The sequence below is a fragment of the Cereibacter sp. Soil_C_27 genome (assembly GCF_057657095.1).
On sequence record NZ_JBDGJD010000005.1, the window covers coordinates 206,798 to 227,248 of the forward strand.

General features: G+C 68.4%; 22 protein-coding genes. 11 read left to right on the top strand and 11 right to left on the bottom strand.

Annotated features, from left to right (window positions below):
* Nucleotides 1-18 precede the first annotated feature (18 nt).
* The 4 genes from proS (at nucleotide 19) to AC3A5Z_RS18475 (ending at nucleotide 3,942) form a co-directional block, all read left to right on the top strand.
* Complete coding sequence (gene proS / locus AC3A5Z_RS18460) at nucleotides 19-1,356, top strand: proline--tRNA ligase (RefSeq protein WP_487520780.1); 1,338 nt, start codon at nucleotides 19-21, stop codon at nucleotides 1,354-1,356.
* Nucleotides 1,357-1,434: 78 nt separating this feature from the next.
* Nucleotides 1,435-2,721 (top strand): lipoprotein-releasing ABC transporter permease subunit, encoded by a 1,287-nt coding sequence (locus AC3A5Z_RS18465; protein ID WP_487520781.1) that lies wholly within the window; start codon nucleotides 1,435-1,437, stop codon nucleotides 2,719-2,721.
* Nucleotides 2,714-3,391, top strand: a complete 678-nt coding sequence (locus tag AC3A5Z_RS18470; protein WP_487520782.1) for an ABC transporter ATP-binding protein — start codon at nucleotides 2,714-2,716, stop codon at nucleotides 3,389-3,391. The genes AC3A5Z_RS18465 and AC3A5Z_RS18470 overlap by 8 nt, the downstream gene beginning before the upstream one ends.
* 152 nt (nucleotides 3,392-3,543) lie before the next feature.
* The gene (locus tag AC3A5Z_RS18475) at nucleotides 3,544-3,942 is read left to right on the top strand and encodes a c-type cytochrome (protein WP_487520783.1); all 399 of its coding nucleotides are present in this window, start codon (nucleotides 3,544-3,546) and stop codon (nucleotides 3,940-3,942) included.
* A gap of 275 nt (nucleotides 3,943-4,217) precedes the next feature.
* On the opposite strand, the gene AC3A5Z_RS18480 is transcribed toward AC3A5Z_RS18475, so the two are convergent.
* From AC3A5Z_RS18480 to AC3A5Z_RS18510, 7 genes are all read right to left on the bottom strand, one after another.
* Nucleotides 4,218-4,889, bottom strand: coding sequence for a DUF1194 domain-containing protein (locus AC3A5Z_RS18480; protein ID WP_487520784.1), 672 nt, complete (start codon nucleotides 4,887-4,889; stop codon nucleotides 4,218-4,220).
* Between the two features lie 43 nt (nucleotides 4,890-4,932).
* Nucleotides 4,933-5,244, bottom strand: a complete 312-nt coding sequence (locus tag AC3A5Z_RS18485) for a BrnA antitoxin family protein (protein WP_487520785.1) — start codon at nucleotides 5,242-5,244, stop codon at nucleotides 4,933-4,935.
* The gene (locus AC3A5Z_RS18490) at nucleotides 5,220-5,492 is read right to left on the bottom strand and encodes a BrnT family toxin (RefSeq protein WP_136792628.1); all 273 of its coding nucleotides are present in this window, start codon (nucleotides 5,490-5,492) and stop codon (nucleotides 5,220-5,222) included. Before AC3A5Z_RS18490 ends, AC3A5Z_RS18485 begins: the two co-directional genes overlap by 25 nt.
* Before the next feature lie 83 nt (nucleotides 5,493-5,575).
* Nucleotides 5,576-7,531 carry a DNA topoisomerase IV subunit B gene (gene parE, locus AC3A5Z_RS18495; RefSeq protein ID WP_444668279.1) on the bottom strand — a complete coding sequence of 652 codons (1,956 nt, stop codon included), beginning with the start codon at nucleotides 7,529-7,531 and terminating at the stop codon, nucleotides 5,576-5,578.
* Nucleotides 7,532-7,607: 76 nt separating this feature from the next.
* Nucleotides 7,608-7,982 (bottom strand): type II toxin-antitoxin system death-on-curing family toxin, encoded by a 375-nt coding sequence (locus tag AC3A5Z_RS18500; protein WP_487520786.1) that lies wholly within the window; start codon nucleotides 7,980-7,982, stop codon nucleotides 7,608-7,610.
* A 35-nt stretch (nucleotides 7,983-8,017) separates the two neighbouring features.
* Nucleotides 8,018-8,266 carry a hypothetical protein gene (locus AC3A5Z_RS18505; protein WP_487520787.1) on the bottom strand — a complete coding sequence of 83 codons (249 nt, stop codon included), beginning with the start codon at nucleotides 8,264-8,266 and terminating at the stop codon, nucleotides 8,018-8,020.
* A gap of 88 nt (nucleotides 8,267-8,354) precedes the next feature.
* Nucleotides 8,355-9,014: a glutathione S-transferase family protein gene (locus tag AC3A5Z_RS18510; protein ID WP_487520788.1), complete on the bottom strand. Its 660-nt coding sequence runs from the start codon at nucleotides 9,012-9,014 to the stop codon at nucleotides 8,355-8,357.
* A 143-nt stretch (nucleotides 9,015-9,157) separates the two neighbouring features.
* Between AC3A5Z_RS18510 and AC3A5Z_RS18515 the strand changes: the two genes are divergently transcribed.
* The 4 genes from AC3A5Z_RS18515 (at nucleotide 9,158) to AC3A5Z_RS18530 (ending at nucleotide 14,159) form a co-directional block, all read left to right on the top strand.
* Nucleotides 9,158-10,909 carry a bifunctional helix-turn-helix transcriptional regulator/alpha/beta hydrolase gene (locus AC3A5Z_RS18515; RefSeq protein WP_487520789.1) on the top strand — a complete coding sequence of 584 codons (1,752 nt, stop codon included), beginning with the start codon at nucleotides 9,158-9,160 and terminating at the stop codon, nucleotides 10,907-10,909.
* 266 nt (nucleotides 10,910-11,175) lie between these two features.
* The gene (ppk2, locus tag AC3A5Z_RS18520; RefSeq protein WP_487520790.1) at nucleotides 11,176-12,144 is read left to right on the top strand and encodes a polyphosphate kinase 2; all 969 of its coding nucleotides are present in this window, start codon (nucleotides 11,176-11,178) and stop codon (nucleotides 12,142-12,144) included.
* The gene (locus AC3A5Z_RS18525) at nucleotides 12,141-12,743 is read left to right on the top strand and encodes an SAM-dependent methyltransferase (RefSeq protein WP_487520791.1); all 603 of its coding nucleotides are present in this window, start codon (nucleotides 12,141-12,143) and stop codon (nucleotides 12,741-12,743) included. The genes ppk2 and AC3A5Z_RS18525 overlap by 4 nt, the downstream gene beginning before the upstream one ends.
* A 63-nt stretch (nucleotides 12,744-12,806) precedes the next feature.
* Nucleotides 12,807-14,159: an MATE family efflux transporter gene (locus tag AC3A5Z_RS18530; RefSeq protein ID WP_487520792.1), complete on the top strand. Its 1,353-nt coding sequence runs from the start codon at nucleotides 12,807-12,809 to the stop codon at nucleotides 14,157-14,159.
* Between the two features lie 127 nt (nucleotides 14,160-14,286).
* Here AC3A5Z_RS18530 and AC3A5Z_RS18535 read toward each other — a convergent pair whose 3' ends face one another.
* Entirely contained in the window at nucleotides 14,287-14,688 is a 402-nt protein-coding gene (locus AC3A5Z_RS18535; RefSeq protein ID WP_487520793.1) for a hypothetical protein, read from the bottom strand.
* A gap of 9 nt (nucleotides 14,689-14,697) precedes the next feature.
* Nucleotides 14,698-15,900, bottom strand: a complete 1,203-nt coding sequence (locus tag AC3A5Z_RS18540) for a pyridoxal phosphate-dependent aminotransferase (RefSeq protein ID WP_487520794.1) — start codon at nucleotides 15,898-15,900, stop codon at nucleotides 14,698-14,700.
* Nucleotides 15,901-16,008: 108 nt separating this feature from the next.
* Between AC3A5Z_RS18540 and AC3A5Z_RS18545 the strand changes: the two genes are divergently transcribed.
* The 3 genes from AC3A5Z_RS18545 to AC3A5Z_RS18555 all read left to right on the top strand — a co-directional run bounded on the left by AC3A5Z_RS18545 (nucleotide 16,009) and on the right by AC3A5Z_RS18555 (nucleotide 17,269).
* Entirely contained in the window at nucleotides 16,009-16,410 is a 402-nt protein-coding gene (locus AC3A5Z_RS18545; protein WP_487520795.1) for a helix-turn-helix domain-containing protein, read from the top strand.
* Nucleotides 16,407-16,679: an FAD assembly factor SdhE gene (locus tag AC3A5Z_RS18550; protein ID WP_487520796.1), complete on the top strand. Its 273-nt coding sequence runs from the start codon at nucleotides 16,407-16,409 to the stop codon at nucleotides 16,677-16,679. Before AC3A5Z_RS18545 ends, AC3A5Z_RS18550 begins: the two co-directional genes overlap by 4 nt.
* 95 nt (nucleotides 16,680-16,774) lie before the next feature.
* Complete coding sequence (locus tag AC3A5Z_RS18555) at nucleotides 16,775-17,269, top strand: MarR family winged helix-turn-helix transcriptional regulator (RefSeq protein ID WP_487520797.1); 495 nt, start codon at nucleotides 16,775-16,777, stop codon at nucleotides 17,267-17,269.
* Here the strand turns inward: AC3A5Z_RS18555 and AC3A5Z_RS18560 are convergent.
* Nucleotides 17,263-19,308 carry a capsule polysaccharide biogenesis protein gene (locus AC3A5Z_RS18560; protein WP_487520798.1) on the bottom strand — a complete coding sequence of 682 codons (2,046 nt, stop codon included), beginning with the start codon at nucleotides 19,306-19,308 and terminating at the stop codon, nucleotides 17,263-17,265. The genes AC3A5Z_RS18555 and AC3A5Z_RS18560 overlap by 7 nt on opposite strands.
* Before the next feature lie 2 nt (nucleotides 19,309-19,310).
* Nucleotides 19,311-20,450, bottom strand: coding sequence for a polysaccharide biosynthesis/export family protein (locus AC3A5Z_RS18565; RefSeq protein WP_487520799.1), 1,140 nt, complete (start codon nucleotides 20,448-20,450; stop codon nucleotides 19,311-19,313).
* Between the last annotated feature and the right edge of the window lies 1 nt (nucleotide 20,451).

Consider the following 20,451-nt stretch of genomic DNA (forward strand, 5'->3'; position numbering starts at 1 on the left):
GTTCACAGGGGCTTCCTCATGCGTCTCAGCCGTTATTTCCTGCCCGTCCTGAAAGAGAACCCCGCCGAGGCGCAGATCGTGTCGCACCGCTACATGCTGCGCGCCGGGATGATCAAGCAGCAGGCGGCGGGCATCTATTCCTGGCTGCCGCTCGGCTTCAAGGTGCTGCGCCGGATCGAGCAGATCGTGCATGAGGAACAGGCTCGCGCCGGGCACATCCCGCTCCTGATGCCGACGCTGCAGCCGGCCGACCTCTGGCGCGAGAGCGGGCGCTACGACGATTACGGTCAGGAGATGCTGCGCATCAAGGACCGGCAGGAGCGCGAGATGCTCTACGGGCCCACCAATGAGGAGATGATCACCGACATCTTCCGCAGCCATGTCGGCAGCTACAAGGACCTGCCGCTGACGCTCTACCACATCCAGTGGAAGTTCCGCGACGAGATGCGCCCCCGCTTCGGCGTGATGCGCGGCCGCGAGTTCCTGATGAAGGACGGCTACAACTTCGACCTGACCAAGGAAGACGCGCTGCACGCCTACAACCGCCATCTGGTGAGCTACCTGCGCACCTACGAGCGCATGGGCCTTCAGGCGATCCCGATGCGCGCGGATTCGGGGCCGATCGGCGGCGATGACACGCATGAGTTCCTCGTGCTGGCCGCGACCGGCGAATCCGAGGTGTTCTACGACAGCGCCGTGACCGACATCCGTCTGGGCCAGCGCGAGATCGACTACGACGACAAGGTGCAGTGCCAGGCCGTGATGGAGGAGTTCACCTCGCTCTACGCCCGCACCGACGAGACCCATGACGCGGCCCTGTTCGACGCGATCCCGGAAGAGCGCCGCAAGTCGGCGCGCGGCATCGAGGTCGGGCAGATCTTCTACTTCGGCACCAAATATTCCGAGCCGATGGGCGCGACCGTCGTCACCCCCGACGGCAGCCGCGTGCCGGTCCACATGGGCTCGCACGGCATCGGCGTATCGCGCCTGCTCGGCGCAATCATCGAGGCCAGCCATGACGACAAGGGCATCATCTGGCCCGAGGGCGTCACGCCGTTCGGCGTCGGCATCGTCAACCTCAAGCAGGGCGACAGCTCGACCGATCTGGCCTGCGAGGGGCTCTACCGCGATCTCAAGGCCAAGGGTCTCGACCCGCTCTATGACGACCGCGACGAGCGGGCCGGGGCGAAATTCGCCACGATGGACCTGATCGGCCTGCCCTGGCGCATCACCGTCGGCCCGCGCGGCATCGCCAATGGCAAGGTGGAACTGACCTCGCGCCGCACCGGCGTCAGCGAGGAGATGTCGGCCGGCGATGCGATCGAGCGGCTGGTCCAGATCTACGCCGGGATCTGAGCCGGAAAAATCTTCAGAAGATTTTTCCCAAGATCCTTCTGAAGGATCTTGGGTCCCGGTCTTCAACAGGAGCGACCCATGGCCAAGCGCACCGCGCCTTTCGCCGGATTCGAGTGGATGATCGCCTGGCGCTACCTGCGCGCCCGGCGCGCCGAGGGCGGCGTGTCGGTGATGACCTGGATCAGCCTGATCGGCATCACCCTCGCCGTCTTCGCGCTGATCGCCACGCTGGCCGTCCGCGCCGGCTTCCGCGCCGAATTCGTCGACACGATCCTCGGCGCCAATGCCCATGTCACCGTCTACTCGGCGGGGCGCGTCACCGAGACCGGTCAGATGATCCGCGGCTTCGAGGATTATGACGCCGTGGCCGAGCGCGTCGCCGCGGTTCCGGGCGTCACCCGCGCCGCCCCCCTTGTGAAAGGGCAGGTGATGGTGACGGCGGGCGAGACCAATCTCGGCGCCGAGGTCTTCGGCATGCGGGCCGAGGATCTGAAGTCGATCCCCCGGGTCGGGATCGGCGCCGACGCCTTCGGCGATATCGCGCGTTACGGCGAGGGCATCGCCATCGGCTCCGGCATCGCGCGCGAGCTGGGGGTGACGGTCGGCGACCGGATCCGGCTGATCTCGCCCAACGGGGTGAAGACCGCCTTCGGCACCTCGCCGCGGGTCTCGGCCTATGAGGTGGTCTATGTCTTCACCGCCGGGCGCTACGACATCGACCGGACCCGGATCTACCTGCCCTTCGCCGAGGCGCAGAGCTATTTCAACCGCGAGGGCGTCGCCGACGAGATCGAGGTGATGGTGGCCGAGCCCGAAGAGGTCGACGCGCTGGCGCTGCCCCTGATGCAGGCGGCGGGCGAGGGCTCGATGCTCTGGACATGGCGGGATTCGGCGGGGAGCTTCCTCAGGGCGCTGGATATCGAGGACAACGTGATGTTCATCATCCTGTCGATCCTCGTGCTGATCGCGGCGATGAACATCATCTCGGGGCTGATCATGCTGGTGAAGAACAAGGGCCGCGACATCGGCATCCTGCGGACCATGGGGCTGACCGAGGGCTCGATCCTGCGGGTGTTCTTCATCTGCGGCGCCTCGACCGGGCTGATCGGCACGGCGATGGGGGTGCTTCTCGGCTGTCTCTTCGCGATCTACATCGACCCGATCTTTTCCCTCGTGAACTACGTCGCCGGGGGCGGGGTCTGGGATCCGTCGATCCGTGGCATCTATGCCCTGCCGGCCAAGCTGCAGCCGGTGGATGTTCTGTCGGCGGTCTCGCTGTCGCTGGGCCTGTCCTTCATCGTCACGCTGTTTCCGGCGCGGCGGGCGGCGCGGATGAACCCGGTGGAGGCGCTGCGCTATGAGTGAGACGATGCTGCGGCTGGAGGGGCTCCGCAAGGCCTACAACAAGGGCAAGCCCGGCGAGGTGACGGTGCTGCGCGGGGCGACGATCTCGGTCGCGCGGGGCGAGGTGGTGGCCCTGGTCGCGCCCTCGGGGGCGGGGAAGTCGACGCTGCTGCATATCGCGGGCCTGCTCGATACCGCCGACGAGGGGGTGGTGGAGATCGGCGGGGAAGACATGGCGGGCCTGTCGGACCGGGCCCGGACCGAGGCGCGGCGGGCGGATGTGGGGTTCATCTACCAGTTCCACCACCTCCTGCCCGAGTTCTCGGCGCTGGAGAACATCGTCCTGCCGCAGCTCGCGAACGGGGTGTCGCGGGCGGCGGCCGCGGCGCGGGCCAGGGAGCTCTTGGAACGGGTCGGGATCGCGGCACGGGCGGGGAATCGGCCGGCGGCGCTGTCCGGGGGCGAGCAGCAGCGGGTGGCCTTCTGCCGGGCCATGGCGAACGGGCCGCGGCTGTTGCTGGCGGACGAGCCGACCGGGAACCTCGATCCCGGCACCTCGGATCAGGTTTTCGGCGTGCTGATGGATCTGGTGCGCGAGACCGGGCTTTCGGCGCTGATCGCCACGCATAATCTGGAGCTGGCGGCGCGGATGGACCGGGTGGTGCGGCTGGAGGCGGGGCGGGTCGTGTGATTTTCACGCGTGAAACGGGCGGCAAATGTCTGATTTCACGATAAAAGCTGATTTCGCTTAATCATTTGTAAACCCATTTGCTTTGCCATGATATGCATCATGGAGCGGCGGCGCCGGTTCTGTTGTGCTCTGCCGAGCCTCAGGAGGACATCATGCGCCTGCCAACCCCCCTCATCCTCGCCATCGCCGCCGCGACGCTCGCGGCCTGCGTTCCGCTCGAGACCCCGACGGGGAAATCAGACTTCAACGCGCTCTGCGCCGGGTGCCACGGCATCGGCGGCAAGGGCGATGGCGACATGGCGGCATTGCTGGATCAGGCGCCCGCCGATCTGACGACGCTGTCGGCCCGGAACAACGGGGAATTCCCGGGCACCGCGACCATGGCGCAGATCTGGGGCTATGCGAAGCCGGAGGGACGGGTGATGCCGGAATTCGGATCGCTCCTTGAAGGGGATGTGGTGCCCTATGACGGGGGCGACGGGATATTGACGCCGACGCCGATCCGCCTGGTGCAGTTGGAACAGTATTTGCGGGGGTTGCAGGGGGAGTGAGGGGGACGGGCGGCGGCGAGCGGCGCGCAATGACTGCGCACCGTGCGGAGCGCGGCGACGGGTGATTGGCGGGAAGGGTGGGGTGGAACCCCACCCTACGGAGCGCGGGGATGTGCCGGCGACAGGCGATGCCCGGGGAAGGTGGGGTGGAACCCCACCCTACGAGGCGTGGGGGATGCTGCGCCGATGGGAGGTGCCGTGGAGACGCGTGTCTTTGGTGACGCGTAGGGTGGGGTTTCACCCCACCATGCGTGCCATCCGTCGGCAGGGCGCCTTCAGCGCGCCGCGATTTCGAGGATGAGTTTGCGGCGGACGGCGGCGGCGAAGCTGGCGCGGCCGTCGGCGGTGACGACGAAGGCACCGGGGCCGCCGATGATGCGGTCGGCATAGGCCTGTTCGAGGTTCGGGCCGGAGCGGCCGGGGCAGTCCTCGCAGAGGATCGGCAGGCCGTTGATGGTGATCCCGGTGGCGACGACGCGGTCGCGGGCCTCCTCGATGCCGATGCCGCCGCCGTAGTTGGCGATGCTGTCGCCGGAGAAGTCGATGACCTGTCGCAGGCTGCGGACCTCGTTGCGCTCGATCAGGCGCTGGCCCTCGATCAGCGCGGCGCCGATGGCGTTGCGGCCGTAGGCCTGACGCGGCGGGGGGATCAGGGCGGCGGCGAAGGCCTGCGCGGTCTCGGGGCCGTCGATGATCGTCCAGTCGACCACGGTGGCCTGATTGGCGGCCCATTCGACGTATGTGACGGCGATGGTGCCGGTCAGGGTGCTGGCGATGGCGTTGAGCACCGCCGGGTCGGTGATGGCCGTGGCGTAGCCCTGGCGCTGGAACTCGATCTCGGACTGGGTGATGGAGCCGGAGGCATCGGCAAGGAGCACAAGCTCCAGATCCACCTCCTGAGCGGCGGCGGGGGCGGCGAGGAGGAGGGCGAGAACCACGGCGCGCATGGGAAGAAGGGTAGGGCGCGGGCGCAGGGCGGCAAGGCGGGTGTCAGAGCCCCAGCGCCTCGCGCAGCTTGGCATTGGCGCGGGTCTGCCAGCCTTTGCCGCCGGCCTTCAGCCGGGCCAGCACGTCGCGGTCGAGATACATGGTGACGCGCTGCTTGCGCTCCTCCTCGGGCAGCACCGGGCGGCCGTGGCGGCGCAGGATCTCCACCAGTTCGGGGAAGTCGGTGACCGGGCGGGCGCGTGCGAAATCCTCGTCGGTCCAGATCCAGGTGTCCGGGTCCGACTCGGCGGCGGCGGTGATCGCGGCGTCTTCCTCGGCGGAGACCGGCGCTAGCTTCCTCGTTCTGCGATCCATAGCTTTTCCTCCCGGCCATTCGCCTTGCGCAGGCAGATTATCCGAATGCGCCCGCTTCGGCGCGTGAACGCGACGAAGTGCACTCTCGCTCCGATCAGGCCGAGAGCAGCCTCGCGAAGTTCACTGTAGTCGCGTCGCGCGTCGGTTCGGATCAGCGCCGAAGACCATTCGAAATCTTCGATAGCCGCGAAATCCACGCCGTGCTTGGCGAAGTTGCTGCGGCGCTTTTTCTCGTCCCAGTCCCACATTTAATATGCATACATTAAGGCGTCAAGCGTGACGCCCATCCTGTCGGAGACGTGGTTACCGGGCGGTTAAGCCCCGGGGGAGATCAGACGTCGAGTTCCTCCACGAACCGCGCGTTCTCCTGGATGTACTGGAAGCGCAGCTCGGGTTTCTTGCCCATCAGCCGCTCCACCAGATCGCCGGTCTCGCCCGGTTCGTCCTCGTCGATGCTCACCCGGATCAGCTTGCGGGTGAGGGGGTTCATCGTGGTGTCCTTGAGGTCCTTGGCGTCCATCTCGCCCAGACCCTTGAAGCGCTGCACGTCGATCTTGCCCTTGCCGCCGAGACCCTTGGCGAGCCAGAGCTCCTTCTCTACGTCATCGGCCACATACATCCGCCGCGCGCCCTGGGTCAGGCGGTAGAGCGGCGGGCAGGCGAGGTAGAGGTGGCCCTTGTCGATCATCGGGCGCATCTGGGTGTAGAAGAAGGTCATCAGGAGCGAGGCGATATGGGCGCCGTCGACATCGGCATCGGTCATGATGATGATCTTGTCGTAGCGCAGGTCGTCGACCTTGAAGCGGGTGCCCATCGAGACGCCGAGCGCCTCGCAGATGTCGCGGATTTCCGAATTGTCGTTCAGTTTCGCCGAGGCGGCGCCGAGGACGTTGAGGATCTTGCCCTTCAGCGGCAGGAGGGCCTGGGTCTCGCGGTCGCGGGCGCCTTTGGCCGAGCCGCCGGCTGAGTCGCCCTCGACGATGAAGAGCTCGGTGCCCTCGCGGGTCTTCGAGGTGCAGTCGGTCAGCTTGCCGGGCAGGCGCAGCTTCTTGGTGGCGGTCTTGCGGGCGGTTTCCTTTTCCTGACGGCGGCGCAGGCGTTCCTCGGCGCGCAGTACGAGGAAATCGAGGATGGCCCCGGCGGATTTGGTGTTGGCGGCGAGCCAGTTGTCGAAGTGGTCGCGCACGGCGTTTTCCACCAGGCGCGCGGCCTCTTCGGTGGCGAGGCGGTCCTTGGTCTGGCCGACGAATTGCGGCTCGCGGATGAAGACCGAGATCAGCGCGCAGCCGCCCGCGAGCATGTCGTCGCGGGTGATCTGGTCGGCCTTGCGGTTCTTGACCAGCTCGCCGTACGCGCGGATGCCCTTGAGGATGGCGGACCAGAACCCGCTTTCATGCGTGCCGCCCTCGGGGGTGGGGACGGTGTTGCAATAGGACTGGATGAAGCCGTCGCGCGCGGGCGTCCAGTTGATCGCCCATTCGACCGAGCCGGGGACGTTGAACTTCTCCTGGAAGCCGATCTTCCCGGCGAAGGGCTTCTCGGCATAGGTGGTGGCGCTGCTGAGCTGCTCGGCGAGGTAGTCGGCGAGGCCGCCGGGGAAGTGGAACACGGCCTCCTGCGGGGTGTCGCCGTCGGCAATGGCGGATTTCCAGCGGATCTCGACGCCGGAGAAGAGATAGGCCTTGGAGCGGACCATCTTCAGCAGGCGGGCGGGCTTGAACTGGAGGTGGCCGAAGATCTCGGGATCGGGGTGGAAGGTGACCGAGGTGCCGCGGCGGTTCGGAGCGGGGCCGATCATCTTGACGGGGCCCTGCGGGATGCCGCGGGAGAAGCTCTGGGCGTAGAGCTCGCGGTTGCGGGCGACCTCGACCCGCATGGTGTCGGAGAGGGCGTTGACCACCGAGGCGCCGACGCCGTGCAGGCCGCCGGAGGTCTGGTAGGCCTTGCCGGAGAATTTCCCGCCCGAGTGCAGCGTGCAGAGGATCACCTCCAGCGCGGATTTCGTCGGGAATTTCGGATGGGGGTCGATCGGGATGCCGCGGCCGTTGTCGCGGATGGTGATGGAGTAATCGGCGTGCAGCTCCACCTCGATCCGTGTGGCGTGACCGGCGACGGCCTCGTCCATCGAGTTGTCGAGCACCTCGGCGACGAGGTGGTGCAGGGCGCGCTCGTCCGTGCCGCCGATATACATGCCGGGGCGTTTGCGGACGGGCTCCAGCCCTTCCAGCACCTCGATGGAGGAGGCGTCATAGGTTTCCGGCTGGCCGGAGAGGAGATCGTTGGCCATTGGGTGCTCGATTCTCTTTAAGTCTTGTTGGGGTAGCAGTAGAGCATCCCAAGCGAGGTGTTCGCAAGATCTGGGGTCAGCGGGATTTCGCACGCAGCCAGTCGGCGAGGGCGGATTCGTCCATGTGACCCTGCGCCACGCGGATGATGACGGGGCCGACATCCTCTGCCTGCCATGCGATCTGGACACCGTTGAGGTCAAGACAGACGTCCATGGACTGATGGGCGGTGCGCTTGTTGGCGTCGTTGAAGCAATGGCCGCGGGCGATGGCGACGGCATAGGCGGCGGCGAGGTCGAAGACATCGACGATGAGACCGTAGGCCAGCCGGTTGTCCACGCGTGCAAGCGCCCCTTCGAGAGAGGCGCCGCCGGCGCGCCCGGTGAGTTCCCCGGGGTTCAGAACGGCATCATGAATCGCTTCGACCAGATCGAGGGTCAGCACTTGGAACATCTGCACAATCTCAAAACGGGCTCAAAACAGGAAAATCACTTGTCCTTGAGGTAGTCGAGGACGGGCTGGTTGACCGCACGACGGCGCGCGAGGCTTTCCATCACCTCTTCGCGGGTGGCAGCACGCGGCTCTTCGCTGGCGACGGCATCGGCGGGGACGAGGTAGCCGACCAATGCCGAGTTCTTGAGGATCGCCACCGGCTTGCCGCCCGAGCGTTCCAGGACCTTATGCGGTTCACGCAGTTCGGTCATCGTGGCGATATGTGGCGTCAGAAGACGGGCCATGCGGACCTCCTGTGCATTGTGCGGTGGAATATACACTGAAATGCACAAAAGGCAAGCTGCGCCCGCCGGGAGGGCGGGCGCGCAGGGCTCATGCAGGCTCTTCGAGGCGCTTCTGCATCATGCTCTGGAAGCCGGGGCGCGACTGGCACCGTTCGAGCCATGCCTTGACCTTCGGGAACGCGTCGAGCAGCGCGGTATGGCCTTGGGCATAGCGCAGGCACTCGGCGGTGTTGATGTCGGCCACGGTGAAGCGGTCGCCCACGAGGTAGTCGTGGTCGGCCAGATGATCCTCCAGCCGCTTCAGCGGGCGGCGCAGCTTCTGCGCGGCGATGGCAAGACCGGCCTGACCCTCGCGGGTGGCTTCGCCGCCGTCCTGCTGGATGAACAGGATCTCCAGCGCCGGACCCTCGATGGCAGTGGCGGCGAAGAGCGCCCATTGGGTCATCAGCGCACCCTCGGGGGCGGAGGTCGGGCCGAAGTCGCCGCCGTGGTTGCGGGCGATGTAGAGCGTGATGGCGAGCGACTCGGTCAGCACCAGACCTTCGGCATCCATGCAGGGGATCTGGCCCAAGGGGTTCACCGCGAGGAAGTCGGGCGAGGCGGTGTTCAGCGGTGCGTCGGGGGCGCCGGCATCGGCAAGCCGGTAGGCCTGAATCACCGGCACATGGCGGAAAGGCAGGCCAAGCTCGGCCAGAAGCCAGAGCGGGCGCGAGGCGCGCGAGCGATAGACGCCGTAGATCGTGAGCATGGGAACCTCCAAGGGACGGGGCGAGCCTAATCCTGACGCGGGTGGTGGAAAAGGGGCCGTGCAGCGGAGGGGGTGGCAAAGAGAGTTTAACCAAAGGTGCTAATTTTGTTTGTCAAAATCGGCATCTCGCGTAACATTGTTGCATGGGGGAGCGCGCCGACAGCCTGTTGCAGGAAGGCCCCGACCGCGGACAGCGGGCGCTGATCATTGACCGGCTCTATGACGTGGCGCTGGACCCGATCCGGCTGAAGGATCTGCTGGAGCTGTGGGAGGCGCATATCGCCGGCTGGTCGCTGCTGGGCGGCGGCGCGGCGGGGGCGCTGGACGATCCGGAGATCGACCTGCATCTGGCGCGGGCCTCGGTGTTCCTGCAGCGTTTCGATACGGCGCGGGGCGAGGTGGGCTATCGCGCGCTCTTGGCCGAGATCCCGCGGCTGGCGGCCTTCATCTGCGATGGCAACGGCAGGGTGGTCGCCTGCAACCGGGCAGCGACGGTGGCCTTTCGCGTGGCCGAGGATGCCTCGCTCGCCGCGCTGCCGGTGGAGCCTGCCGATGTGATGACGCTGGGCGCGGTGGTGCGCCGCGTGGCTTCGGGCCGGGCGGAGGGGGTGGCGACGCTGCGCATCCGCTCCACCGTCACCGGCGGCCCGGTCATCGTGCGGGTGAGCCCGGTCGACGGCGGCGACATGCGCCCGCTGGCGCTGGTGCTCTCGACCGAGCTGGTCTGGCCGGAGGGCTTTGCCGCAACGGTGCAGGAGGCCTTCAGCCTGACGCCTGCCGAGGTGGAGATCGTGCGCGGCATCACGCTGGGCCTGCCGATCCGCGACATTGCCGAGGCGCGGCGGCGGTCGGTCGATACGGTGCGGACGCAGATGCGCTCGATCCTCGCAAAGACCGAGACCCACTCGCAGGCCGAGCTGGTGCGGGTGGTGCTGGGGCTGATGGATGTGACGCTGACGCCGCTGGGGCCTCTGGAGCCCGCGCCTCTGGGCGGGGCGCTGGAGCCGGTGCCGCGCGGCTCGCTGCTGCTGCCGGACGGGCGGCGGCTGGACTGGCTGGAGTTCGGCGATCCGGCGGGGGCGGCCTGTCTCTATCTGCATGGCGAGCTGGGGCTGAGCCGCTGGCCCGCCAGTGCCGAGCGCGAGGCGAAGGCCCGCGGCATCCGGGTGATCGTGCCGATCCGCGCGGGCTACGGGCGCAGCGACGCGCATCCCAAGGGCTCCGAGCCGCTGACGGCGGTGACGCTGGATTGCGCGGCGGTGCTGGATCATCTGGGGGTGGAGAGGGTGGCGGTGCTGGCGCTGGCGGGGGATCTGCGCTTTGCCGCCAATCTGGCGCTGCTGCTGCCGGGGCGGGTGTCGGGCATCCTCGGCTGCGCGGCGCGGCTGCCGTTGCGGACGGCGGTGCAGCACGAACGGATGGAGCGCTGGCAGCGGCTGATCCTGACCAGCGCGCGTTTCGCGCCGAAGATGCTGTGCTTTCTCGCGCAGGCGGCCTTCACCCTGGCGCGGCGGGTCGGCAAGACGGCTTTCCTGACCGATGCCTATGGCGCCTCGCCCGCCGATCTGGCGGCCTTCGCCGAGCCCGAGGTGCGCGATGCGGTGCTCGAAGGCTCGGGCATCTGCATCGGTGCGCGGGGAGCGGCGCATGAGGCCTTCACCCGCGACAGCATCGGCGCGCTGCGCGACTGGGGCGGCATCCTGCGCTCCTGCCGGGTGCCCGTGCTGCTGTTGCAGGGCGATCAGGACCCGCTGGCCCCGGAGGCAACGATTCGGGAGCTGCTCGCCGATTATCCTGAGGTTGAGGGCGAGTTCTTGTCGCACACCGGGCAGTTGCTCTTCTTCTCCCGGTGGTTGCACGCCTTGGACCGGCTCGAAGATATTCTTCCGCGTTAACGGCTGTTAACAGCCCTGCTTACCGCAGATTGGGTATGCGCGAAAACCTGCCGAAGCCTACGAAGGTGGGGTGCCGAAGACCTTTTCGAACCACCGTTTTCAACAAGACATTTAGCGCGGGGGGCGGCGGTGCCACAAGGTTCCGTCGCCCCTCTTGCGTAGCGGGTTTCGCCGGGTTTTCCTTGACGCGGATCAAGGATGTCTTGCCTCGGGATTGTCAGGTTCGGCCTTGGGCCGGGCGCCCGAGGGCGAGGAAGGACAACCGCATGGATGATCTGCCGATCGAACTGCCGAAGGACGAAGCCGCGGTCGCGCCGCCCGTGCCGCAGCCGGACGAGGACGATGCGCAGGTGCAGGGCCCGCGCCGCTTTCCCGCCGTCTCGCCCGACGCGATCCGTCAGGCGTTCGAATCCGGCCACTACCCCTATGCCCGCCGCATGGGCACCCGGGTCTACGAGGCCGAGAAGGCGCGGCTGCAGGCGGAACTCCTGAAGGTGCAGATCTGGGCGCAGGACACCGGGCAGAAGTTCGTCATCCTGATGGAGGGCCGCGATGCCGCGGGCAAGGGCGGCACCATCAAGCGCTTCATGGAGCATCTGAACCCGCGCTACGCCCGCGTCGTCGCGCTCACCAAGCCCGGCGAGAAGGAGACCGGGCAGTGGTTCTTCCAGCGCTACATCGAACACCTGCCGACCCGCGGCGAGATCGTGTTCTTCGACCGCAGCTGGTACAACCGTGCCGGGGTGGAGCGGGTGATGGGCTTCTGCACCCCGTCGGACTATCTGGAATTCATGCGACAGGCGCCCGAGCTGGAGCGGATGCTGGTGCGCTCGGGCATCCGGCTCTACAAATACTGGTTCTCGGTCACCCGCGAGGAACAGCGCGCCCGCTTCCTCGCCCGCGAGACCGATCCCCTGAAGCGCTGGAAACTGTCGCCGATCGACAAGGCCAGCCTCGACAAATGGGACGATTACACCGAGGCCAAGGAGGCGATGTTCTTCTACACCGACACCGCCGACGCGCCCTGGACCATCGTGAAGTCGAACGACAAGAAACGCGCCCGGCTGAACTGCATGAAGCATTTCCTCTCCTCGATCGACTATCCCGGCAAGGATCTCTCGGTCGTCACCGCCCCCGACGCGCTGATCGTCGGCCGCGCCTCGCAGGTGATCGGCGGCGCAGGCCATATCCTTGATGCGGCGCTGCCGCCCGAGCTGCGCAGGGCCCGGGCATGACCCGCTGGGACGAAAGATTCGCCGGGCCGGACTATCTCTTCGGCACCGAGCCCGCGGCGTTCCTGCGCCGGGCCGAGCCTCAGCTTGCCCCCGGCAGCCGGGTGCTCTGCCTCGCCGATGGCGAGGGGCGCAACTCGGTCTGGCTGGCCGGGCTCGGCCATCGGGTGACGGCGATGGAAGCCTCGGCGGTGGCGCTGGCCAAGGCCGCGGCGCTGGCCGCAGACCGGGGCGTCGCGGTGGAGCGGCGGCAGGAAGCGATCGAGACATGGGACTGGTCGCAGCCCTATGACGCGATCCTCGGCATCTTCATCCAGTTCGCCGATCCGGCACTGCGCCGCGCCATCCATGCGGGGATGCGGCAGTCGCTGGTGCCCGGGGGGATGGCGCTGTTGCACGGCTATGCGCCGCGGCAGGTGGGCTACGGCACGGGCGGGCCCTCGGCGGAGGAGAACCTCTACCGGCTGGAGGATCTGCGCGCCGATTTCGCCGGCTGGGAGGTGCTCATGGCCGAGGACCGCGACGCCGAGATCGCGGAAGGCAGTGGCCATGTCGGACGCTCGGCGCTGGTCGATTTCATTGCCCGGAAGCCCGCCGGCTGATCTTTCCACTCTGCCCATTTTTCCCGCACTTGCCGTGGCATGCGCCGCGCGGTAGGGGAGGGCATGACCCGCGCCCTCACCCTCACCGGCCATGCCCGCGCGACGCTGGCGCTCGGGCTGCCGCTGATCGGCAGCCATCTGGCGCAGATGTCGCTGCATGTCACCGACACGGTGATGCTGGGCTGGTACGGGGTCACCGAACTGGCCTCGGTGGTGCTCGGCGCCTCGCTCTTCTTCGTGGTCTTCATCCTCGGCTCGGGCTTCGCGCAGGCGGTGATGCCGATGGTGGCGCAGGCGCTGGGGCGCGGTGACGAGGCGCAGGTGCGGCGCGACACGCGGATGGGGCTCTGGCTTTCCATCGGCTTCGGCGTGCTCTGCTATCCGCTGTTCTGGCAGGCCGGGCCGATCCTGATCGCCGCCGGGCAGGACCCGGAGGTCGCGGGGCTGGCGCGCGACTATCTGCGCATCGCCGGGCTCGGGATGATCCCGGCGCTTCTGGTGATGGTGCTGAAGAGCTATCTGGCGGCGCTGGAACGCACCCAGGTCGTGCTCTGGGCGACGCTGGCGGCGGTGGCGCTGAACATCGTGCTGAACTGGCTGCTGATCTTCGGCAACGGCGGCGCGCCGGAGCTGGGCGTGCAGGGGGCCGCGCTGGCCTCGCTGGCGGTGCAGTTCATGACGCTGGCGGTGCTCGGCGCCTATGCGGCGCTCTTGCCGGATCTGCGGCGCTTCCACCTCTTCCAGCGCTTCTGGCGCCCCGACTGGCAGGCGCTGCGCCAGGTCTTCGCGCTGGGCTGGCCGATCGGCCTCACCGGGCTGGCCGAGGGCAGCATCTTCCAGGCCTCGGCGCTGATGATGGGCTGGATCGGCACGGTGCAGCTGGCGGCGCATGGCATCGCGCTCGAAGTGGCGGCGCTGGCCTTCATGGTGCATCTCGGCCTCTCCAATGCCGCCACGGTGCGCACCGGCCGGGCCGAGGGCCGCGGCGACGCGCGGGGGCTGCGCGACGGCGCCACGGTCGCCATCGGCCTGTCGCTCGGCTTCGGCTTCTGCATGGTGCTCCTGTTCCTGACGCTGCCCGAGCCGATCATCGCGCTGTTCCTCGACCGCGCGAACCCGGATTCCGCCGCGATCATCGCTTTCGGCACCACGCTTCTGGCGCTGGCGGCGCTGTTCCAGATCGCCGATGCGGTGCAGGTGATGGCGCTGGGCCTGCTGCGCGGTCTGCGCGACACGCGGGTGCCGATGTGGCTGGCCACCATCAGTTACTGGGTGATCGGCATCCCCGCGAGCTACCTGCTCGCCTTCCCGCTGGGTCTGGGCGGGGCCGGCCTCTGGCTGGGCCTCGTCATCGGCCTCACGGTCGCGGCAGCCCTGCTGATGACCCGCTTCTGGCGCCGCGCGCCCAGGGCCTGAGCCCCTCACCTTGCACAAATATCCTCGGGGGTGAGCCGCGCAGCGGCGAGGGGGCAGACAGCCCCCTTTTTCGAATTTTCGCAGAAAATTCGTGCGTCGGGGGGCGAATTTTCTGCGAGTATTCGGCTCAGCCCTTCATCAGCCGGTCGGCCTTGCGCCGCACCAGCACGGAGCGCAGATCGTGCATCGCCAGGAGCAGCCGGTCAGTGATCTCCTCGAGTTCCGCCTCGCTGGCCCGGCTCTGCGCCCACTGCGCGGTGAGATTCAGCCGGTCCACCGTGCGCTCGATCTCGTCGATCTCGCGCCGCGCCTGCAATGCGCTGCGGCGGGCGATCCAGCCGCGGATCTCGGCCAGATCGGCCTCGCTCAGCACCCGGTCGCCCTGCGGCCGGATCTCGCCGTTGCGCAGGGTGACGGTGGCGATCTGCTCCATCTCGATGCGGCGCTGGCGGTTCTCGGTATCGAGGCGGAACACCGCCGCTCCCGTCTCGCGGATGCGGAAGTAATACTCCGGCAGATCGCCCGCCACCGCCGGGCCTCAGCTCAGCCCGGCGCAGAAGCTCTGGATGCGGGCGCAGGCCTCGCGCAGCTGCTCGTCCGAGGTGGCGTAGCTGATGCGGAAGTTGGGCGAGAGGCCGAAGGCCGCGCCGAAGACCACCGCGACGCCGGTTTCCTCCAGCAGCGCCGTGGCGAAGGCCTCGTCATCGCTGATCGCCGCCCCGCCGGCCGAGGTCTTGCCGATGCAGGCCGAGATGTCGGGATAGACGTAGAAGGCGCCCTCGGGCTTGGGGCAGACGATGCCCCTGGCCTCGTTCAGCATGCCGACCACCAGATCGCGGCGGCGCTGGAACAGGGCGCGGTTGCTGGCGAGGAAGTCCTGCGGCCCGGTCAGCCCTTCGAGCGCGGCATATTGCGAGACCGAGCAGGGGTTGGAGGTCGATTGCGACTGGATCGTGCCCATGGCCTTGATCAGCTCCACCGGGCCCGCGCAATAGCCGATGCGCCAGCCGGTCATGGCATAGGCCTTGGAGACGCCGTTGCAGGTGAGCGTGCGGTCGTAGAGGCCGGGTTCGACCTGCGCCGGAGAGGTGAATTCGAAATCGTCGAACACCAGATGCTCGTACATGTCGTCCGACATGATCCAGACCTGCGGGTGGCGCATCAGCACGTCGGTCAGCGCCTTGAGCTCGTCGCGGGTGTAGCCCGCGCCCGTCGGGTTGGAGGGCGAGTTGAAGATGAACCACTTGGTCTTCGGCGTGATCGCCGCCTCGAGCTGCGCCGGCGTCAGCTTGAAACCGGTCTCGATCCCCGCTGCCACCGGCACGGGCGTGCCGCCCGCCAGCAGCACCATGTCGGGATAGCTGACCCAGTAGGGCGCCGGGATGATCACCTCGTCGCCGGGGTTCAGCGTCGCCATCAGCGCGTTGTAGAGGATCTGCTTGCCGCCGGTGCCGACCGAGACCTGCGCGGGCGTGTAGTCGAGCCCGTTCTCGCGCTTGAACTTCGCGCAGATCGCCTTCTTCAGCTCGGGGATGCCGTCGACGGCGGTGTATTTGGTCTTGCCCTCGTCGATGGCGCGCTTGGCGGCATTCTTGATGTTCTGCGGCGTGTCGAAATCCGGCTCGCCCGCGCCGAGGCCGATCACGTCGCGCCCCGTCGCGGCCAGTTCGCGCGCCTTGTTGGTCACGGCGATGGTTTGCGAGGGTTTGACGCGGGCGAGCGTGTCGGACAGGAAGGCCATTCTGGGATGCTCCGGAAGCTGATCTGGGCGCCGGTTTGAACTTTTCGGCCCTTTGTCTTAGGGTGCGGTCTGGAAGCGATCAAGCGATATCACAAAAGGAGAGGCAGGATGGCAGAAGATCAGGGCGCAGGCTGGTTCAGCGACAAGACGGCGACCTTCGGCGACCGGCTGGCCGGGGCGCGCGAGGCGGCGGGGCTGAGCCAGGAGGATCTGGCGCGCAGGCTCGGGGTCCGGCTGAAGACGGTGCAGGCCTGGGAGGACGATCTGGCGGAGCCGCGGGCCAACCGGCTGCAGATGGTGGCGGGGATGCTGAACGTGTCGCTGCGCTGGCTGCTGACGGGCGAGGGCGAGGGGCTGGAAGGTCCGGGACAGCCCGGCACGCTGACCGGCAAGGCGCGCGACGCATTGGCCGATCTGGCGCGGATGCGGGCGCAGATGCTGGCGCTGGCAGGGGAAATGGGGCATCTGGAAAAGCGCGTGCGCAGCCTGATGCGAGAGGAAACCGAATGACCGAACTGCCGGAAGCGCGTCTGAAACGTCTGTCGATGCGCTCCTGGCGGCGCGGGACCAAGGAGATGGACCTGATCCTCGGCCCGTGGTCGGATGCGCATCTGGCCGGGCTCGACGAGCCGCGGCTGGCGCTTTACGACGTGCTGCTGGAGGAGAACGATCAGGATCTCCTGCCCTGGGTCCTGGGCCAGCGGGCGGCGCCCCCCGAGCTTGCGGGGCTGATCGCCGAGATCGGCAGCTTCGCCCGGACGCGTCTGGCGCGGAACTGACGGGGGTCCGGCGCGTAACCCGCGCCGGTTTACCGGATGTTTGCGTTTTGTGCCGATTCTGCCTTTCGCAACCGCGATCGGGAGAGACGCAGATCATGATTCACGCAAGCCTTCTGGATGGCTCGCAGAAAGCCTTCATTCTCGGCTATCTGGAAAGCCTGGCGCTGGTCGAACGTCTGCATCGGCTGCTGCTCGACGTGGTGAAGGACGAGTTCGAGCGGCTGGGCGTGCTGGAGATCAACGCGGTGCAGGCGCTGCTCCTGTTCAACATCGGCGACAACGAGGTGACGGCGGGGGAGCTGAAGACCCGCGGCTACTATCAGGGCTCCAATGTCAGCTACAATCTGAAGAAGCTGGTCGATCTGGGCTACATGCACCACCAGCGGTCGGAGATCGACCGCCGGTCGGTGCGGGTGCGGCTGACCGACAAGGGGCGGCGGGTGCGCACCATCCTGTCCGAGCTGTTCCTGCGCCATGCCGAGGGGCTGGAACGGCGCGGCATGCTGGGGCCCGCGGGGATGGAGGACATCAATCAGGCGCTGAAGCGGATGGAGCGCTACTGGACGGAGCAGATCCGCTACATCTACTGACGCCAGAGCGGCGCGAGGCTGGCAAAGCGGCCCTGCAGGCGCGACAGGGCGCGGTTCAGCGGGCCGGGGGCGGGCAGCGGGCCGTGGGCCAGCCGGTCGAGGATGACCTCGGGCGGGCAGGGGCGGCGGCTGACGGGGTCGAAGCAGCGCGGATAGGCGATCAGCACGGCATGGACGAGGGCGATGAGCCCCGGGCGCGGCAGGGCGCTGCCGTCGGGGCGGCGCAGGCGGCGGGCGGGCACCGGGCCCAGGTCGCGCGTGAGGCCCCAGCCGGCGTAGAACGGGGCGCCGAGGCAGGTGACGGGCCTGCCACGGATCAGCGCCTCGAAGCCGAGGAGGGAGGTCATCGTCCAGACCTCGTCGCAGGCCTCGATCAGGGCGATCGGGTCGGCGTTGCGGGCGATGATGTCGGCTTCGGCGGCGTCGAAGGCGCCGGGGCGCAGACCGGCCTCGACATCGGGATGCGGCTTGTAGACCAGCATGGCCTCGGGATGCGCCTGCCGGACGGCGCGCAGCAGGGCGGCGTTGCTGCGGATCTCTCCGGTACCGAGGCGGATCGAGGCGTCGTCCTCCACCTGACCGGGGATCAGGATGCGGTGGCCTGCGGGCAGATCGGGCAGGGCGCCGCCGAGGTTGTATTTGCTGAGGCCGCCGGCGAGGAGCTTTTCCAGCAGGCGCCCGGCCCGGCTTGACCCGCCGGGCGGGAGGGGGCTGGAAATCAGGCGCTCCAGCCGGCTCTCGCGGCTGGGGTCGTAGTAGATGCCGAGATCGTCGGCGACGAGGCTGAGCGGCGGGACGAGTGCCGCGCCGAGGCCGCGCGAGCGCAGGAAGCCGTCCTCGACGCGGCAGAGGCGGGGGGCGGCGAGGCCGGGCGGCTCGGCCCCGGCCCAGACCAAGAGGCCGCGGTTTTCGGCGAGGGCGCGGGCGGTGGCGCGGGCGGGGTCGCTCTCGAAACGCACCGGGGTTTCGCCGCCGAAGACCGCCTGTATCCGGCGCCGTTTCCATAGCCGCATGCCGAGCGCCACATGGCCGTCGCGGTCCTCGCGCTGGGCGCGGGTCTCGGCCTCGAGCTGGTCCACCGCCTCTTCGAAGCTGCAGAGCCTGTCGCGGCAGGGGTCGTACCAGAGCGGGGCGAGGATCATCGCGGCGGCGAAAAGCTGGGCGCGGGTGAGGCTGCGGCGGCGGCGCGGCACCGGAGTTTCGTCGGTGCTGAGGCCCCAGCCGGCGTAGAACGGCTGGCCGAAGACCCGTGGGCGGTGACCGGCGAGGATCGCCTCGAAGCCGAGCTGGGAGGAGACGGTGTAGACGGCGACGGCACCCTCGAGCAGCGCCCAGGGCGACACGGGATCGGCGAGGAGCGTGATATGCGGGCGGACGTCGGCGGGGCCGTAATGGCCGGGGCGCAGACCGGCCGCGGTTTCGGGATGGGCCTTGATGACGATGCGCGCGCCGGGGTTTTCCTCCTGCGCGAAGACCAGCATCTCGCGGAAGGTGCCGGGGCTGGCGCCGGAGTGCCGGATCGAGGCGTCGCCCTGGGTCTGATCCACCACGAGTACGTAGCCCGGCGGCGGGACGGGGGTCTCGGGCACGAAATTGTTGTATTTCGACAGGTGCAGCGCCTGAAGACGGGCCATTCCATCGCGGGCGCGAAGGAGGAGGTTCGAGTTGTCCAAGGGGTCGCTTGCCAGCAGGCGCTCCAGATCCGAGGGCGCGCTGCTGTCGAAATGCGCGCCTCGATCGAGAAGCAGGCCCATCGGCGGCTCGCCGAGACGGCCCGGGCGGATCGAGCGGAGGAAGGCATCCTCGACGCGGAAGAGCGGCACGCCGCGGCGGGCGGCCACAGCCTCGCCGCGCGCGGCGAAGGGGCTGCGGCCCCAGACCAGCACGCCGTCCCGGGGGCCGGGCAGGCCCAGACGCAGCTCGTGCCCGGCGAGAGCGAGGATGCGCCGCAGGCGGGGCTGGCGCAGGAAGCCCGCGTTGTAGAAGAAAAGCCGCCGGGGGATCGCCCCGGCGGCCTGAGGATCGGGCGATCCGGCCAAGATCAGCCGCCGGGGCCGACGGTGCTGAGCGAATCCGCAGCCCCTGCCGTGCCGGTGATGGCGCCGAGCGTCTTCTGCCACTGCACGAAGGGCGCCTCGGTGACATAGACGGTGTCGCCGTCGCGGATCATGAAGTCGCGTGCCTCGAACATGCCGGTGGGCTGGGTGAGATCGAGCACGTAGATCATGCGCTGATCGCCCTGCAGGTCGCGGCGGCCGAGCACGGCATTGGCGACCTCGGCGCTCTCGTTGCGGAAGACGAAGACGCCGGTCGGATCGGCCAGAGAGGTGTTCAGCCCGCCGACCTGCGCGATGGCCTCGAGCGCCGAGAGGTTCTGCGTCTCGAAGGGGATGCGGCTCTGCGCGCCGGTGGCGCCGAGGGCGACGAAGGCGCGGGTGTCCTCCTCGACCACGATGATGTCGCCGGGGCGCAGCGCGATGTCGAGGCCGGGGTTCTGGTAGAGATCCTCGAGCCAGACCTTGCCGGTCTGCCCGGCGCGGGTGACGCGGACGATGGCGGTGGTGGTGGGGATCGAGACGCCGCCGGCGCGGGCGAGCATGGTGGAGAGGGTGCGCGTCGGCCGTTCGATCGGGAAGACGCCCTGACCGCTGACCGCGCCCGAGACGGTGACGGTGGAGCCGTCGCCCGCCAGACGCTGCACCGTCACCTGCGGATCGGGCGTCTGGGTGTCGAGCTTGCGGGTGATGGCCTGCCGCAGCCCGTCGGGCGTCTGGCCCGCGGCCTTGATGCGCCCGGCATAGGGGACGAAGATGTAGCCCTGACCGTCGACCTGCACCTGATCCAGCGCCGAGACGCGCTGGCCGGTGTTGCCAAGGAGCGGGTCGTCGCGGACGTTCTCGAAGACGGTGAGGCCCAGCGTGTCGCCCGCGGCAATGGTGTCGGAGCCGATGAGCCCGGCGTTGCGGAAGCTTGAGCTGAAGCCGAAGGCGGGGGTCACGGCGGTGGTCCGGCTGACCTCGCGGGTGACGCTGACGACGAAGGCGTCGCCTTTCTCCAGCACGGAGCCCGCGAAGATCTCGCGTTTGTTGGGGCCCGAACGCGGCAGGCCGCAACCCGCCACCGCCGCAACAAGCACGAGAAGGGCCAGTGCTCTGGCCCCCTTGGTCACCGATGATTTCACT

Excerpts from the sequence above, each read along its gene's own strand:
- AC3A5Z_RS18480 (WP_487520784.1), bottom strand. The coding sequence starts at position 4,889 with ATGCGCGCCGTGGTTCTCGCCCTCCTCCTCGCCGCCCCCGCCGCCGCT.
- AC3A5Z_RS18500 (WP_487520786.1), bottom strand. The coding sequence starts at position 7,982 with ATGTTCCAAGTGCTGACCCTCGATCTGGTCGAAGCGATTCATGATGCC.
- AC3A5Z_RS18540 (WP_487520794.1), bottom strand. The coding sequence starts at position 15,900 with ATGGCCTTCCTGTCCGACACGCTCGCCCGCGTCAAACCCTCGCAAACC.
- AC3A5Z_RS18490 (WP_136792628.1), bottom strand. The coding sequence starts at position 5,492 with ATGTGGGACTGGGACGAGAAAAAGCGCCGCAGCAACTTCGCCAAGCAC.
- parE (WP_444668279.1), bottom strand. The coding sequence starts at position 7,531 with ATGGCCAACGATCTCCTCTCCGGCCAGCCGGAAACCTATGACGCCTCC.
- AC3A5Z_RS18475 (WP_487520783.1), top strand. The coding sequence starts at position 3,544 with ATGCGCCTGCCAACCCCCCTCATCCTCGCCATCGCCGCCGCGACGCTC.
- ppk2 (WP_487520790.1), top strand. The coding sequence starts at position 11,176 with ATGGATGATCTGCCGATCGAACTGCCGAAGGACGAAGCCGCGGTCGCG.
- AC3A5Z_RS18485 (WP_487520785.1), bottom strand. The coding sequence starts at position 5,244 with ATGGATCGCAGAACGAGGAAGCTAGCGCCGGTCTCCGCCGAGGAAGAC.
- AC3A5Z_RS18505 (WP_487520787.1), bottom strand. The coding sequence starts at position 8,266 with ATGGCCCGTCTTCTGACGCCACATATCGCCACGATGACCGAACTGCGT.
- AC3A5Z_RS18510 (WP_487520788.1), bottom strand. The coding sequence starts at position 9,014 with ATGCTCACGATCTACGGCGTCTATCGCTCGCGCGCCTCGCGCCCGCTC.
- AC3A5Z_RS18555 (WP_487520797.1), top strand. The coding sequence starts at position 16,775 with ATGATTCACGCAAGCCTTCTGGATGGCTCGCAGAAAGCCTTCATTCTC.
- AC3A5Z_RS18470 (WP_487520782.1), top strand. The coding sequence starts at position 2,714 with ATGAGTGAGACGATGCTGCGGCTGGAGGGGCTCCGCAAGGCCTACAAC.
- AC3A5Z_RS18550 (WP_487520796.1), top strand. The coding sequence starts at position 16,407 with ATGACCGAACTGCCGGAAGCGCGTCTGAAACGTCTGTCGATGCGCTCC.
- AC3A5Z_RS18545 (WP_487520795.1), top strand. The coding sequence starts at position 16,009 with ATGGCAGAAGATCAGGGCGCAGGCTGGTTCAGCGACAAGACGGCGACC.
- AC3A5Z_RS18525 (WP_487520791.1), top strand. The coding sequence starts at position 12,141 with ATGACCCGCTGGGACGAAAGATTCGCCGGGCCGGACTATCTCTTCGGC.
- AC3A5Z_RS18465 (WP_487520781.1), top strand. The coding sequence starts at position 1,435 with ATGGCCAAGCGCACCGCGCCTTTCGCCGGATTCGAGTGGATGATCGCC.
- AC3A5Z_RS18530 (WP_487520792.1), top strand. The coding sequence starts at position 12,807 with ATGACCCGCGCCCTCACCCTCACCGGCCATGCCCGCGCGACGCTGGCG.
- AC3A5Z_RS18515 (WP_487520789.1), top strand. The coding sequence starts at position 9,158 with ATGGGGGAGCGCGCCGACAGCCTGTTGCAGGAAGGCCCCGACCGCGGA.
- proS (WP_487520780.1), top strand. The coding sequence starts at position 19 with ATGCGTCTCAGCCGTTATTTCCTGCCCGTCCTGAAAGAGAACCCCGCC.